At 52.2% G+C, this 15333-nt stretch carries 14 protein-coding genes; 6 read left to right on the top strand and 8 right to left on the bottom strand.

The features are described 5' to 3' along the window. Nucleotides 1-13: 13 nt before the first annotated feature. The 6 genes from CKQ54_RS07470 to CKQ54_RS07495 all read right to left on the bottom strand — a co-directional run bounded on the left by CKQ54_RS07470 (nt 14) and on the right by CKQ54_RS07495 (nt 6062). A complete protein-coding gene (locus CKQ54_RS07470; protein WP_120161098.1) occupies nt 14-994 on the bottom strand; it encodes a Csu type fimbrial protein in 981 nt (326 codons plus the stop codon). Continuing rightward, nucleotides 991-3537 (bottom strand): fimbria/pilus outer membrane usher protein, encoded by a 2547-nt coding sequence (locus tag CKQ54_RS07475; RefSeq protein WP_120161096.1) that lies wholly within the window; start codon nt 3535-3537, stop codon nt 991-993. Before CKQ54_RS07475 ends, CKQ54_RS07470 begins: the two co-directional genes overlap by 4 nt. A gap of 18 nt (nt 3538-3555) precedes the next feature. Continuing rightward, nucleotides 3556-4353, bottom strand: a complete 798-nt coding sequence (locus CKQ54_RS07480) for a fimbrial biogenesis chaperone (RefSeq protein WP_244220184.1) — start codon at nt 4351-4353, stop codon at nt 3556-3558. Nucleotides 4354-4371: 18 nt separating this feature from the next. Further along, a complete protein-coding gene (locus CKQ54_RS07485; protein WP_208644613.1) occupies nt 4372-4890 on the bottom strand; it encodes a Csu type fimbrial protein in 519 nt (172 codons plus the stop codon). 44 nt (nt 4891-4934) lie between these two features. Then, the gene (locus CKQ54_RS07490; protein ID WP_112287776.1) at nt 4935-5453 is read right to left on the bottom strand and encodes a Csu type fimbrial protein; all 519 of its coding nucleotides are present in this window, start codon (nt 5451-5453) and stop codon (nt 4935-4937) included. 63 nt (nt 5454-5516) lie between these two features. Continuing rightward, nucleotides 5517-6062 (bottom strand): Csu type fimbrial protein, encoded by a 546-nt coding sequence (locus CKQ54_RS07495; RefSeq protein ID WP_112287777.1) that lies wholly within the window; start codon nt 6060-6062, stop codon nt 5517-5519. A gap of 422 nt (nt 6063-6484) precedes the next feature. Between CKQ54_RS07495 and CKQ54_RS07500 the strand changes: the two genes are divergently transcribed. Then, nucleotides 6485-7261, top strand: a complete 777-nt coding sequence (locus tag CKQ54_RS07500) for a YdcF family protein (protein WP_120161092.1) — start codon at nt 6485-6487, stop codon at nt 7259-7261. Here CKQ54_RS07500 and CKQ54_RS07505 read toward each other — a convergent pair. Then, nucleotides 7240-8808, bottom strand: coding sequence for an MFS transporter (locus CKQ54_RS07505; protein WP_120161090.1), 1569 nt, complete (start codon nt 8806-8808; stop codon nt 7240-7242). The genes CKQ54_RS07500 and CKQ54_RS07505 overlap by 22 nt on opposite strands. A 115-nt stretch (nt 8809-8923) precedes the next feature. Between CKQ54_RS07505 and CKQ54_RS07510 the strand changes: the two genes are divergently transcribed. Then, complete coding sequence (locus tag CKQ54_RS07510) at nt 8924-9820, top strand: LysR substrate-binding domain-containing protein (RefSeq protein WP_120161088.1); 897 nt, start codon at nt 8924-8926, stop codon at nt 9818-9820. A 136-nt stretch (nt 9821-9956) separates the two neighbouring features. Here CKQ54_RS07510 and CKQ54_RS07515 read toward each other — a convergent pair whose 3' ends face one another. Continuing rightward, entirely contained in the window at nt 9957-12062 is a 2106-nt protein-coding gene (locus CKQ54_RS07515; RefSeq protein WP_120161086.1) for a glycoside hydrolase family 18 protein, read from the bottom strand. A 448-nt stretch (nt 12063-12510) separates the two neighbouring features. Between CKQ54_RS07515 and CKQ54_RS07520 the strand changes: the two genes are divergently transcribed. The 4 genes from CKQ54_RS07520 to CKQ54_RS07535 all read left to right on the top strand — a co-directional run bounded on the left by CKQ54_RS07520 (nt 12511) and on the right by CKQ54_RS07535 (nt 15134). After that, on the top strand, nt 12511-12957 hold the full coding sequence (locus tag CKQ54_RS07520) for a winged helix-turn-helix domain-containing protein (protein ID WP_113878131.1): 447 nt from the start codon (nt 12511-12513) through the stop codon (nt 12955-12957). Between the two features lie 21 nt (nt 12958-12978). Further along, the gene (locus CKQ54_RS07525; RefSeq protein WP_113878132.1) at nt 12979-13521 is read left to right on the top strand and encodes a glycoside hydrolase family 108 protein; all 543 of its coding nucleotides are present in this window, start codon (nt 12979-12981) and stop codon (nt 13519-13521) included. 141 nt (nt 13522-13662) lie between these two features. After that, complete coding sequence (locus CKQ54_RS07530; RefSeq protein WP_120161084.1) at nt 13663-14604, top strand: LysR family transcriptional regulator; 942 nt, start codon at nt 13663-13665, stop codon at nt 14602-14604. A gap of 197 nt (nt 14605-14801) precedes the next feature. Continuing rightward, nucleotides 14802-15134, top strand: a complete 333-nt coding sequence (locus CKQ54_RS07535) for a phage holin family protein (protein WP_120161082.1) — start codon at nt 14802-14804, stop codon at nt 15132-15134. The last annotated feature ends 199 nt before the right edge of the window (nt 15135-15333 follow it).

A 15333-nucleotide genomic window follows, 5' to 3' on the forward strand; every position in this document is an offset into this window, starting at 1 on the left:
GTTTCCTCCCTCGTTAATAAGTCACCGTCACGGTCACCGTATCGCTGTAGTTTCCGGCGGGCTGATTGCTTTGCGCCAGATTCACGGAAGCCGTATACGGAAACGATTGTGATGTGCCGGTACCGGTCGCGCTGCTGTTAGTTGCCGCCGTCCACACCGTGCTGTCGCCTTTAAATATCTGATATTGCAGATAACTGGTGGTGCCGCCGACGGTGGAGGCCATCTGCCGGTACTGGCCGGATGCCGCTACGCTGCTGGTAAGATTAACGGAATAACTGGCGTTCAGCGTACAGCGCACGCTGATGGTATTAGCAACAACGGTAGTCAGGCCGGAAGGCAGGGCAGCGCTGCCAAAACCTACGTTCGGCGCGCTGTCGATGTAGCAAAAGTTGGTGACGTTAAGCGTCAGGTTGACGGAACCGCTGACATTGCCGGTATCGGCGATACACAACAACGTGCCAACGGCCACCGAGCAGATGTTCCATCTCCAGGCGATAGGAATGGTATCCGTATAGGTGCCGGCCGCCAGATTGGATAGCGTTTGTGGCATCACATACAACGGTAACGTACCGTTCGGCCCGGAGAACAACCCCAGTAACCCCAGTGCAGTCGTGCTGCTCCAGCTGATCACATCGCCCTGGTTATATACCGTGCCGCAACTGCTGTCTTTACACAGGTTGTAAGGCAGATACTGGCCGGTTGCCGCGCTGTAAAGGCGGGGCTGCGTGCCGCTGGGATGAAGCGTGGCGCCAATGGTCGCGGTTATGGTGTTGGTGCCGCCGATACTCAGCAAGGGACCCGTGCAGCTTAAGCCGCTGCTGCCTGAGGTGACCAGCGGTGAAGTGCTGACCGCAAACGAGTTTTGGGTACCCAGCGTGATGGTGGTGGCCGCCGTTGTACAGCCGGCAAAAGCCTGCGATGACACGCCCGTCAACAGCATCAGCAACAGGATCGGCACTAGAGCGCGGCGTATCCACTGCCTGAACATTCTCATGATTTATCTCCTGCTGATGCGCCTGTTTTGCCACCCGGACATGACAGCGGCCCCACCTGCTCTATGCTGTGGCGATCAGGGTTTAGCGTGAAGCTGACCCGACAGACCGAATGATCTTCCTGCTGGATATTCAGCACGTTGTTTTCCTTCAGATGCGAGAAGTACACCAGCCCGTCGTAACCGGTGACGGTGGTTTGCTGCGTATTTTGCTCTGTGACCAGAGTGCCCAGCTTGAGCGGTTGTCCGGCGGCGTCGTGCAGGGTGATATTGGCCGACAGCACTTTTTCAACGCTGAATTTCACCACCACGCCGCTGCCTTGTTTCACCGCGATGCGGTCATTGACGTTATTCGCAACCACGTCGGCGGGCAGCGGCAGGGTATCGATTTCCACTTTGGCCGGGTAATACGAGCTGACGGTTGGGATCAGCAGATGGCCTTTCTTGTCGGTTTTTCCCATTTTCTGATTCTCGAAAAGTACCGGAACGTCGGCGTAATGGTCGGTATCGACCACGATAAAGGCGTCATTGATCTTGTCAGAAAGGAACCAGTCATTGGCCATAAACACGATTGAACCGCTTAAGTCAGCCCAGTTGGTGTAATCGCCCTGATTGCCGTAGAACCCGCCCTGAATCGTGGCGAAGCGTGATTTCCAGGTGGCATCAGCCTGCTGATAAGGATTGTTGCCGCCGCTGTAGGCCAGATTCCAGCCGAGTCCGCCGTCAGTTGGCGTGGCTTTGCTGGCGCCGATTTGCTCCTGATAATTGCCCGCGCTGTCACGCTGCACACCGGCATTCATGTTGATATTGGTGCCAATCGGAATGATAAATTGCAGCTGCGCGCTGTAGCCGCTGTCGCCCAGCGTTTTGTTGAGTGATAAAAACATGCTGCTTTGTCCCCACAGCGAGCGGCTGTAGGAGAAATTCACCAGACGGGTATGCGAATTGTCATAGGCTTCGACGTCGTAATAGCCGATGCCCATCGTGCCGTTCGACGGTCCGAACGGCGAGGTGCTGAACGTCACCTGATCTGCCTGACGACTTAATCGCGTGTCGCTGGTGTACGACGTCAGATCCTGATAACCCACCGTGCGTTTTGAACGCAGCGCCGAGAGGCTGAACACCGTCGAATAGTAGGAATAACCCAGCGTGTACTGGCTGCCATCCTTTTTGTCAGTGATATTCTCACCGAGCGGATTGTCGATTTCGCCGCTGGAATTTGGGATGCCCGGCCTCTGCCCGTTGTTGTCATTATCCTGCGTAACTGTCTGGTTATCGCTGCTGACCGGCGGATGATCGGCCTTACTCTGGCTGCCGGAAACGCTCAGCGTTCCCCAGGTTCCCACTGCCACATCCGCCCCTAATCCTCCCAGTGCCAGACCTTGTACGATTTCGGTATGACCGGACAGCGTCAGATAATCGCTCAGCCCGTAACGGTAAATACCGCTGAATGCGGCATCCGAATAATCGCCATTTGTGACGCCATAGTTGTTGCGCACCGCCCCGAGCGAGAAATCGAAATCGCTGAGGTTTTTGCGCAGCAGGGTGTTGGAAACGTAAAACGGCACGCTGGTTGAAACCTGACGTCCGACCGCATCGGTGGTGACAATCGTCGCTTCACCGGCACCGTTGATATACGGCACGTTGGTCAGCGTAAAAGGCCCGGAATTCAGGTTATTACTGCTAGCCTTGTAGCCGTTGAGAAACAGATCCACCGTGCTTGGTACCGCCGCTGTGCCGCTGTACTGCAACAGCGGATAGGTCACCAGATCCGGGCGAACGGCAAAGTTGCGGCTGATACGCAAACCGCCCATGCGCGCCGAATTACTCCAGGTCAGGGAGTCACTGACGAAATCCCCGACCTGATAGCTGATCAGGTTCTTCTCGTCGGTAAAGCGCCAGAAGGTGTCGTAACGCAGATAGCCGTCCTGCGCGGTGCTGCCGTCATTTTCGTTATTGCCCGAACCGTCGATGTTATAGCGGTAAGTGCCGGTATTAGTGAGCAATCCGAGGCTGCTGAATAAACGTTGCTCCATCCAGGTGGCGATAGATTTAGAACCACCCGGCGGGTCGGTGTAGTACGAGTCATAGTTAAACAGCAGGCCGGTGCTGCTTTGCGACGGCGTGTAGTTCATCAGCGGATCGCCGCTGACCTTCTGGTTCGGCAGCCAGGCGTCCGGCACGGTTAACACCAGTTGCTGGGTGGCTGAATCGTATTTTGCTTTAACGTCCGGCAATTCGCCGACATTGATCAGCCCCTGCTGACCGTTAATGTGGATGTGATTTTTTGCCAGTACACCGGCTTCAACGAAATAGGCATTATTGCGATACGTCACCGGCACCACCTGATTATCTGTCTGGCCGTTGACCACAATCGACAGATAAAACATGGCGTCGGTCACCACCGGTGCCGCTCGCGGGGCATCGGGCAGTGACGAATATTCCTGTGCCTGCGCGCCGAAGGCGCTCAGATACAACAGGCACAGGCTTCCCCGGAAAATCAGCACACGCTGACAACCTGCACCGGGTAGCGAACTTTTTGGCATCCGTGGCGGCTCCTGCTGTTATTCGCCGCGTGGAATGACAATCGGTTTGGTGTTATCGGCAATTTGCGCATTGAGCTGTGCGCCCGGCGTGACGCCTGCCGGCACTGGCCAGCGCATCTGCTGCCCCGGCAATACATACCCCATAAAACCGCCGACCATGGTTTTGACGCCTTGCTTCTGATTGCCAGCAGATGACCAGAACACGTTGCTCAGACGCGCATGGACAATGCCAGTATTGCGCACCTGCAAATAGGTTTTGCCGCCTTCGGATACCGAACGCCACGTGAGGATCGGGCGGGTCGCCGTTGACTCATCGCGTTTCATATCAGGGCGATCGTTGGTCCATAAACTGCCGCCATCCATAAACAGCGGCAGAAGATAACGCATCTGCAATTGCAGCCCGACCACGGCCTTGTCTTTGCCTTCACCGGCACTGTTCAGCGGAGACGGAATTTCATCGATGATAATGCGGTACGCCTGTTCAGTATTCGCGGGCACCGGCGTGTTGCGGATCAAACGGATCAGCTGGCGCTGGCCCGGCGGCACGGTGGCGAACGGCGGACTGGCGACCACGTTGGTTTGATCGGCGTATTTCTCGTTAAAATTCTCCTGCTTCCAGGCCAGCACACGCACCTGTAAAGACACCGGCTCTGCGCCACGGTTTTCCAGCCACAGGGCCGATCCGTTCTGATCGGATTCGATAATCTGATAGACCGGCCATACCAGCACCGAACTGGCGGCCTGAACCGCCGTACCGGAAAACAAAGCCACAGCCAGAGTAGTGGCAGCCATCATGCGTGAGAACATCGTCGTCATAGCTCATATCCTGATGATTCAATAAGTGAGAGTCACGGTTACCGTGTCGGTGTAAGTGCCCGCAGTGGGTGACGTCGTGAATGAAAACAACCGGCCATAGACCGGGTAAGTTTGTGTTGTTGAGGGAAAGCTGCTGATGGTCATCGCCTGTGCGCCGGTTCCCCAAACCACGGTGCGTGCGGCGTTCTGATAAAGCTGATAGCCAAGCGTCGCGGTGGCACCGCTATTGGCCATATAACGTTGTGCGGCGGAACCGCCGTGTATGCCGTAATCCATCCCAATCGCCACCGTGGTGCCCGGCGTGCAGGTGACCACCACCGAGCCTGCGCCCGAGGTGCTGACCACATCGACATTGGTGGGAACGGAAGGAAAGGAGCCGAAATTGAGGGTGCCGAGATTGGTGGTCGGGCTGGAAAGTGAGCTGCCGAAAACGCAGCCGTTGGTGAGCGTGGCCGTGACGGTAAATGTGGCGGTGGTTGTCGCGGCGCGTGCTGAACTGCACATTATCAGCGGCAACGACATCAGCGGCAGCAACATGAGCAGCACCTGCGGCACCAGCAAACGGCCAGGCATAAAAGCCTCTACCAGGATACGGTGACATTCACCGTATCCTGATAAACACCGGCAGCAGGCGTGGTCTGCGCCGGAACGCGGCCATAGACCGTGCTCCACTGATCCGCGCCATTACCGGTTCCGCTGACGCCGGTGACATTATCCCAGACGGTGGTACGCGCCGCCGTGGTGTAAAGGTTGTACTGCAAGGTCAGTGCGCTGTTGGTGGTATTGACCATCCTGCGGGCGGTAACAACGCCACTGCTGCCGCCATCCATGACGATTTTATACGTCAGCCCGTTCACGCAATTCACGCGAATCGACCCCGCCAGTTGCGCGCTGGTGGCGTTAATTGCGCTGGTGAGCGACGCATAGTTGCCAAAATTCAGCGTACCGAAGCTGGTGCTGCCGGACGTCGTGGTTCCCGCATTGCAGGCGGGCAGCAACGTGGCGCTGATGCCTATCGTTGCCGCCTGGCTGAATGGAATGCGCAACTGCATTGACACCAGCAGGGCAGCCGGCAATAGCAGCAGTACCTTGATGTCCATGATCTTTCCTTCCTTGAAACAAAAGCCAGTCAGAGGCGAAACCGGCTCTGATGGAAAACAGCCTTACCAGGAAAGAGTGGCAACAACGGTATCGTTATACGTCCCCGCAGCCGGTGTGGTGCTGGTCTGGTCAGCAGGCAGCACACGACCATAAATCGGGATATTTTGCGCAGTGGTGCCCGTCGTCAAAGTAATCGGCGTATTGATGGCGATTTCTGTGGTACGTGCAGTGTCAGAATAGAGGCGGTAAGGAATGCTGTTGCCGCTGGATGTCATGGTCCGCAGCCCGCCGGTTGCCGCCAGTCCGCCGTTCAGTGACAACGTCGGTGTCAGCCCGGTGCTACAGGTGATGGTGACGGCACCGGTGCCATTGGCACCAAATACTGTCCCGTTGATCACGCTGGTCAGATCCGCGTAGTTACCAAAGTTCAGGGTACCCCACTGGTTGGTTCCCCCCGTTGATGTGCCGTTACCGACAGTACAACCGGTGCTGATGGTCAGCTGAACGCCTACCTGCCCTGTTAAGGTACCGGCTGCCTGAACACCTGCCGCTAAGATCAGCGTTGCAGCAGCAAGACCGGCCAGTAATAATGATTTTTTTTCGCCCATGATGACTCCCAATAACAGCTTACACAGTTGTGTATTCATGCAACGGCGTTGCATGTGGAAATCCTCTGGTGGTCAATAATTAACGCTAAAAAACTGCAAGAAAAGCCGGTAATTAACAGCGTTCAGGCCGGGTGTTATGTTTTCCCTTCACAATGGAACGGAGCCCTGACCTTATGCGCATGATGAAAAACGCCGTCATGGTTAAATATAAGTTAATAAATTTACCTTAAGGGGATCTTTTCAGCATTCTGGTTAATAAGGATAAAAATTCTATAAATTCAAAATTATCAATTTTTAATCCTGTTTATTTATGTTTTGTGTTGTTAATGATTGCGTTAAGACCACTAAACGATGAGGTTTTTTAACCATTGGTTTTGTGATGTTATCAATTTGCTTCTCGTGATAGTTCAACGGAGCTACTGATGTTTTCAGATGATGTGATTCAAGACATGAACCGGCTGGCGCATTTTCTGGCCTTAGATCAGACGTCAGGAAAGGGACCGGAAGGTGAAGCGTCTCTCATGATCCTGCTGGGCAATGCGATTTTGCCGACCGCCGAAGCGGCGTTTCAGGCGCTGGCGCAGGGGCGGATTTCCCGTTTGCTGATTGCCGGAGGGATCGGGCATTCCACTGACTTGCTGTATCAGGCGGTGCAGACGCATCTGCGCTACCGGCACATCCATACATCAGGTCGCAATGAAGCCGAAGTGCTGAACGATATCGGCGTTCAGTGCTGCGCCGCACCACAAAAGCAGATTTTGCTGGAAACCGCCTCAACCAACTGTGGCGACAATGCCTTACAGGCCCGACGGGTGCTGGATCTGGCCGGTGATCGCTCCACGCACATCACGCTGGTGCAGGATCCGCTGATGCAACTGCGCACCGATGCCAGTTTCCGCCACGTCTGGCGCGACCGCCCTGAAGTGACATTCGTCAACTGGCCGGTGCTGGTGCCTCAGCTGGAACGTGACGGCGACGGACTGCGTTTTGCCGGAGAAGGGCATCACAGCCTGTGGTCGCTGCCACGGTTTGTCTCGCTGCTGCTCGGCGAAATCCCACGCCTGCGTAACGCCCCGGGTGGTTATGGTCCGCGCGGGGCGGGCTTTATCGCAGAAGTGGATATTCCGGCAGAGATTGAGGAAATTTATGCCCGGCTGAAACCGGTGCTGGACGCGGATTACGGCGACAGATCCTTCTGACATCCGGCAGGTACGGGATCGGTTTCATCCTGATGATTCCCGCGCAGCGCCAGCAGCACCACCAGCGCAGAGAACAGCGTAATCGCCATCAGACATAACAGTAACGGATGCAGTGAAGCGGCATAAATCTGCTGAAGCTGCGCCGTGCTGGCCTGTGGAATAAGCTGTTGCGCCACGGCGAGATTACCGGTCGCCAGCCGCTGCGCCGCCTGACTGATTGCCGGGGAACTGATCGCCTGAACACTGATCGCGGTGCCGGTAAAATTCGCCATCAGCGCGGTGTGCGTTAATGCGGAAAGAATGGCACCGACGATCGCCAGTGAGACGCCTTCTCCGGCCACCCGCGTGGTGCTGAAAATCCCGGTCGCCATGCCCGCCCGTTCTTTGGGAACGACGCTCACAGACAACCCATCCATCAGTCCCCACGGCAGACCGGTGCCGATGCCGATAACCACCATCGGCGCGAGCATCGCGGTTATATCCTGCGCCAGTACCGCCTGACTTAACCAGCCTAATCCGGCGGCGGCAATCACCAAACCCGAGGTGCATAACACGCCTGCGGACACCCAGCGCGTCAGCCATGCCGCCAGCAGCGGAACCACCAGCATCGGCACCGACAGCGCCATCATCATGAGCCCGGCCCGTTCTTCGCTAAGATTTTCTATGCCGATAAACAGCATCGGCAAAATCACCAGCAGCACCACAAAACAGAAACCGGTCGCCAGCGGCAGCGCCTGCACACCGATAAAACGGATATAGCGGAACAGCGATAAGTCGAGCATCGGGTTGTTTACGCGACGCTCCACCATGACAAAAACTGCCAGTAACAGCGCCGCACCCGCCAGCAGCGAAAGTACCCGGACGCTTTGCAGACCGGATTGCGGGATTTCCATCAGCGCCCAGGTCAGCAATGCCAGCATGGCGGTGAAGGAGACGGTACCCGGCCAGTCGATACCCGTCGCCTGCGGATTACGGGTTTCGCGCATTTTGCTAGCACCGGTCACCAGCGCCAGAGCTGCAATCACCGTCGCGGAGAAAAACACCGCACGCCAGCCGAAGTGGGCGATCAGCACGCCCGCGAGGAACGGGCCGAAGGCCAGCCCGATGCCAAAACTGCTGCCCATCAGGCTGAAAGCCCGGGTACGCGCTGCGCCGTCGAATTCCTGTGCCAGAGCCGCGGCGCCGCCCGCCAGTGCGCCCGCCGCCGCGATGCCCTGTGCGGCGCGCAGCAGATCAATCCACAGCAAATTGCTGCTGAATGCCTGCAATAACGACAGCAACGCAAACAGCGAGACACCGCTGATGAACACTTTTTTACGCCCCAGCTCATCGGCCAGCGCGCCGGCGGCCATCAGAAAACAGCCGAAAGTGAGCATAAATGAATTGGTTATCCAGCTCAGTGCTTGCGCACTGCCGCCGAGTTCGCGGGCAATAGCGGGCGTTGCCACTGCGCCGCTGACAAAATTAAGCGGCAAAATCACCGCCGCCAGACATACGGTAAATAAAACGCGCAGGCTGCCCGTCGAGGGTGTTGCTGATGAGTTCATGGCTTCTTCCGACAGTTGAGAATAGTGATGATGATAAAATGTCAGCAATATTGCGGAAACAGGCCATAAGTCCGATGATTAAGGACTAAAACGCTCTAATAAACGGGAAGGAAAAATGGAGAACCTCAACGGCCTGCTGGCCTTCGTCCGTGCGGCGCAGAGTCAGAGTTTTGCGGCGGCGGCGGAGCGCATGGGGATTTCGGCCTCGGCGGTTGGCAAAAGTGTGGCGCGGCTGGAGGAAAAACTCAGCGTGCGGTTATTCAACCGTAGCACGCGGCGTATCAGCCTGACCGATGAGGGGCAGCTGTTTTTCGAACGCTGCCAGAATATCGTTTCGCAACTGGAAGAGGCGGAACAGGAACTGGTGCGAATTTCTGCTGTGCCACGCGGAAAATTACGCATCACCGCGCCCGCTATCGGTTACCGCATGCTGTTGCCGCATCTGCCGGAATTTCGTCAGCGTTATCCAGATGTCGAACTGGATCTGGATTTCAGTGACCGGATGGCAGATGTCATCGACGAAGGCTTTGATATCGCCATCCGCAGCGGCGAACTGAACAGTTCACAAATGATGTCACGCCGCCTCGGGCCGTTCCGGTTTGCCATTGTGGGAAGTCCGGCGTATTTCGCCAGCCATCCGGCGCCGCTAAGATCTGACGATCTTTATCAGCACGCCTGTCTGCGCTACCGGTTTCCGGGCAACGGACAGTGGCAGGAATGGGAGATGACCGGCGTGACGCCACCTGAGCTGCCGCTGGCGCTGAGCAGCAATAATCTGGAATCTATTTTACAGGCGACGTTGCAAGGGCTGGGACTGGCCTATGTGCCGGAATTTATCGTGCGGCCTTATCTTGAGTCCGGTGAACTGGTGGCGGTGCTGCATGATTATCTGAAAGAAGGCGGGAAGTTTTCCGTGGTGTGGCCGAGCAGCCGTCATATGCTGCCGAAAGTGCGGGTATTTATTGATTTTCTTACCGAAAAACAGGTGCTGGGTGATATCACATCCGGATAAAAAAACGGGGCACAAGGCCCCGTGAGGTTTTATATTACAAGTCAAAAGAGGTTTATTACAGGTCAGAAGAGATTTATCTCAGGTCTGACGAGATTTATCTCAGGTCTGACGCGATTTATCGCACGTCTGAAGGGGATCAGATTTGCTTCCACTGTGACCATTCGCCGGTAAATTCGGCTTTGCCCGGCTGGTCGCCCTGCGTCCAGTAGTTGGCCTGATAATCTTTACCGTTCAGGCTGACTTTATCACCCGTGTTGTACACCTTGCTGGTTTCCCAGGTGGCATATTTGCCGGCCGGAGATGGCGTTGGTGTCGGCTCTGGCGTTGGTTCTGGTGTTGGTTCAGGAGTCGGTTCCGGCGTTGGCTCTGGTGTCGGTTCAGGCGTTGGCTCCGGAGTCGGTTCTGGCGTTGGTTCTGGTTCAACAGCCGTATTCCCGAGGACGGTCACGGTGATAGATTTGGACGATGATTTCTCACCATGCTCATCGGTGACGACCAGAGTGAAGCTGAAATCAGATTTGCTGACCAGGTCCGGTGCAGTGAAGTCTGCGGACACAGCGCTATAAGAAGACAGCGCAATGGCAGCCGGCGCAGTCCATTTATACGTCAGCTTGTCGTTGTCGCGGTCGGCAGAACCCGCTGCGCTCAGACGCACTTTCGCGCCGCTGAATACCTGCAACGAAATGTCACCGGTCGGTGCCACATTGCTTTCCGCAGGGACTTCATCTTCCGGTACCTGACCCGCGATATTCACCCCTTCAAAGTAGAAAGGTGACATATCAATAACCTTCTGCTCGAGGGTGTAACCGAGGCCTTCACGTGCGGCATTGACCAGAATGCCGTTGTCCTGATCGATGGTCCAGGTAAAGAGCGCACCCAGGCCTTTTTCAATCACATAACGGCCTTTTTCACGCACGGTACGTGGAGTATCGATAGACATAAAGAGGCCGGTATCTTTGTTGTAGAGATAATCAGCATCAGCAACCTGATCGGTGTACACCTCAAAGCCGTTGCGGCCTGACTGGTTTTCCAGATCCAGATAGTTATTTACCAGGTCGTACCATTCGCTGGTACCGCTTTCGAACGTCCCGACAGTGGTTTTGCCTTCAACAGGGGTATAAGACCCTTCCAAAGGAGAATAACTTTCCAGCACGGCATTCTGGCCATTACGGGAATAGGCGGCATAACCGACGTTAATACGATCCGCCGGGAAGCCTTTAGCCAGCAGGTATTCCACGATGGTATCGGTACCGAAACCACCTTCAACCAGCGCATGCAGGTTGGTATGGTGTGCCAGTTTTTCAGCCCACGGCGTACCGAAGAAGTCATAAGTCATGACGTTAATGCCATACAGGCCAGCAGCCTGCAGTGCAGTTACGTTGGATTTTTCAAGGATGGCGACCACAGCGGAGCTGGCGATACTGATTTTCACATCAGAGCGCTTGATGGCTTTCATCTCTTTGGTGATTTCAGCCAGCAGCAACGCATAGTTTGCACCATCATTATCGTCATACGGGTTGTTATTCCCGGCATTACCCGGATATTCCCAGTCGATATCCACTTCGCTGAACATTGGGAAACGGGTGAACAGGCTCGCGACGCTTTTAGCAAAAATCTGACGCCCGTCTGCTGATTTCGCCATGTTGTGGAAGCCATTACTTAACGTCCAGCCACCAATACTCATGGAAAGCACCAGATCATGACCGACCGCTTTGGCACGTTTTTGCAGGTCACGTAAGCCGCCAATCAGACCTTTTACATTGGCTTGCGTGGCGCTGGTCGGAGAAAGCTCAACCCAGCCCGGATTGTCGAGATTGTTATTGACGGTAGAAGCGAAATCACCCCACGGATCCAGGAACGTCGCCTGATGGGTGGTTTTGTCCATTTGCCGCGCCGCATTGGCGACGGTGTTGGCTTTTTCGCCCTGATCACCAACGATTCCAACGAAACCAAAGATGATTTTGTCGTAAGCAGTCGGTGGAATATTTGCCAGATCAAAGCCACGGCCACGTGACCCTTTTTCTGCCTTCGCATTTTGCAAACGGCCATCATATTGAGACCAGTCAGTATAATAACCAAATACTTTTGGCTTATTCGCCTTGTTGTATTTGTTGTATACCGGTTTAGTGACACGTGCAGAGGTATAGCTGTAATTCTCTGTTTCTGTGGCGGGTTTAAAACCGTCATCTTTATAGGAAGATTCGGTTAACTCGTCGGTCTTAATGATTTCACTGTTCGGCATAATAATTTCCTAAGTTTTAATTGAATACATCAACAGCCGTTTGCTGCTGGTGGATATATTCGACCTGGAAATAAAAACCGGCAAATCACATTGAGATATAAATAAAATTGACTAAGATAAAATTTATGGATGTTTTATGAACGTTAAAACATGGCTAGTTTTATCGATCTCAATAATCACGCTGATGACAAAATCACATATCACAAATTAATCATTAAAAACATTACTATTCAGTTGCTTGACTGGCGTGTTGTTGTTGAGTGAGAATTAAGTTGTTTTTGAGTTTTACTTAATAACCCCCCGTTTCTTCTAAATCAGTCACATCTTAACTAAAATACTTAATATTAATCCTATTGCCTGTGGAGAAAATAATAAAAGCAGATACGCTTAATCATCAGCAAAGATTACGTGGGGTTTCTCAGATGTTTGTAATAATGGAGGGGAGAGGATGATGGCTGTTTACCTGATAAATAGTGAATATGTATTTAATGAAAAAACAAAGGAATTTAAAAAACTCCACAGTGATGTAAACATTAAACTGACGTCAATGAGAGCACGCTGTCTGAGTTATATAATTGAACATGCCCAGGATGAAGTCATCGAAAAAGAGGCAATCTCACAAGCCTTGTGGGGGAGCCGCAGTAAATTCACCAGCGATGCCAGCCTCACTCAAACTCTTTATTTAATACGCCGTGATCTTAAATTTGCCGGACTGGATGAATTTTTTATTACCGTACCGAAATCAGGCATCCGTGTCAGTACCTCAGCCACCGTCGAAATCATGGAAGAGAAGGTTCCACCTGTCAAAAACGTCAGACCGTGGCTGCTGGCATTTGGTTTTATCGTCTCAGTGTTATTGCTCGGTACCGCGTTGTTCCTGACGCTTCAACTTTAATCGTTGTCGGAGGAATACCTTATGTTTACCAATCCTGTGATCAATTCTGTACTGAAAAACGAAGGGGGTTATGTTGACCACCCGAATGATACCGGCGGCCCGACCCATTGGGGTATTACCGAAAAGACCGCCCGCAGTTATGGCTACACCGGGAAAATGGTCGACTTCACGAAAGAAGATGCCTACCTGATCCTGGAAAAAAATTACTGGTATCAGCCGGGTTTTGACAAAGTCTATGCCATCGCACCCGTGCTGGCGCTGGAACTGTGTGATACCGGCACCAATATGGGGCCGGTCGTCGGTATCAAATGGTTGCAACGCTGGCTGAATGTGTTTAATCACGAGGAAGCCCACTATGCCGATATCACCGTTGACGGCAAAATTGGTCCCGGTACGTTAAAGGCGTTGACGCAGTTCCTTGAGAAACGCGGTACGGAAGGCGCCGGGGTCCTCGTCATCTCCCTCAATTGCAGTCAGGGGCAACGTTACCTGGAACTGGCAGAAGGGCGAACTGCCAACGAATCATTCGTTTATGGCTGGATGAAGGGGCGGATAAATCTCTAATTTTGTCGGAATTTTTTGTGAATGCGTATGCCAATCATAATGCTTATCAATATTAAAGGTGGATTTTTCTGACAGTAAAATGCATAAAGAGTTGTATTATTTATTTTGCAGAAAACTATCCCATTATCTGGAGAGTCAATAATGAATGAGCCAAGTGCGATTAATTTCGATTACAACCTAATAAAGATAATGAACGAAGTCATTGTTTCAGGGAATATTTCAAAAGCCGCTGAAAATCTGAGCCTTACCCCCTCAGCAATAAGTTTGTCGATAAACAAACTCAGGCGGCATCTTGGGGAGGATTTGTTCTACCGTACGGCAACCGGCCTCAAACCGACGGCCACTGCGCTGGATATTCATGATTCCTTTGTTAACGCGATTACTATTATTGAAGATGTCCTCCAGTCGACAAAAACGGAGGGGCCATCCTGCCCCATATTACGCGTGATGTGTCCTGATGTACTTGAGGATTATTATTTTAACAGGATGTATAAGAACGATTCTGGAAAAGCGGTAAAAGTAGAGTTTTCCAGTACGAATAATGTTAAGAGTGATGAAATGGTAAAGAGTTTGTTGCATGCAAATATTGACGTGGTGATTTCGCATCATGCCCTGCAACATGAAAAAATCACTTCGGTAAAGATGGATTCCATGGATAACTACGTTATCTTGTGCGGTGCCAACAGTTTATTATCCAATCAAAAAGAACTGGCACTGTTGCACTATTATGCATTACCTCACGCAGTTTATAATGACGGTGTTTATAATGATTTTACCAGCCTTCTTGGTACCTCTCTGACCATTGATGCGCCCTATGCGGGCCTGGTCAAAGTCATTTATCGCTCTTCTTCCATCAACGGAATCATCAGCGCGCTGGAACGCAGTGATATGCTCACAGTCCTGCCCCGTATGCTGGCAGACTATTTTATCCGGGAACGAAACTGTAAGTTGAAATGCTTTGATTTACCGAAAGAAATTTCTATCAAACATTCACCTGTCTATATGCATTACTTGTCCAACAGCAGCAAAAGACGTTATGTACATATGGTCCTTTCTCAGTTGAAGGCCGTGGAGCCTGTCTGAAAGATGTGGCAAAAAATGGGATTAACGAGATTTACGATGAGATATTTTTATTTTTTAATGACAATTTTTTAATAAATACCCTTCACCAGATGATTAAAATTAATTATTGAGGTGAAGTGATTATTGCTTTGATGCGAACCGGATTATGATTGTCGCAGTTATCTAATTGTACTTAATTAATCTATGAGGTTTTCATCATGATCACTTTTCATGCTAAAGAAGTTGTATTTATCGAATTTGAATTATTAGTTTCCATATTAGTTATGTCGTCATGGGGTGGGTTGGTGCTTTTCATTATGCGCTGCAAAACTAAACCTACCGTTGAGGATATTTATAAGTGCTTTGCGCAAATTGTCGTATCGTGTTTCACCGGTTTTCTGTTAAGTATTGTTTTGATTGAAAGGGATATGAGTTTTAATATGATTTTGCTGACCTCCGGGATGGGAGGCGTCCTCGGTGGGCCGTTATTAATGATAGCGGGTGATCGGGTGAAGAGGTTGGCAGAAAACTTTACGTTTGCTCAGCGGTAAACGAAGGGAATCAATGAAATTTCACATTGAGTGATAAATATGCGGATCGATTCCAATGACTCGGTCCGCGTTTTTATTTCTGGCGTAAATTTATAAGCCATAATTTAATAAATATCATCCTGTTATTATGATGTTTATGACCTTGTTTTTATTAGCGGGAATGGCATCGGGCGAATAATCTTTTGAGTGACAGGGCAGG

Origin of the sequence: Rahnella variigena (assembly GCF_003610915.1) — a bacterium.
GTDB classification, from domain to species: Bacteria; Pseudomonadota; Gammaproteobacteria; order Enterobacterales; family Enterobacteriaceae; genus Rahnella; species Rahnella variigena.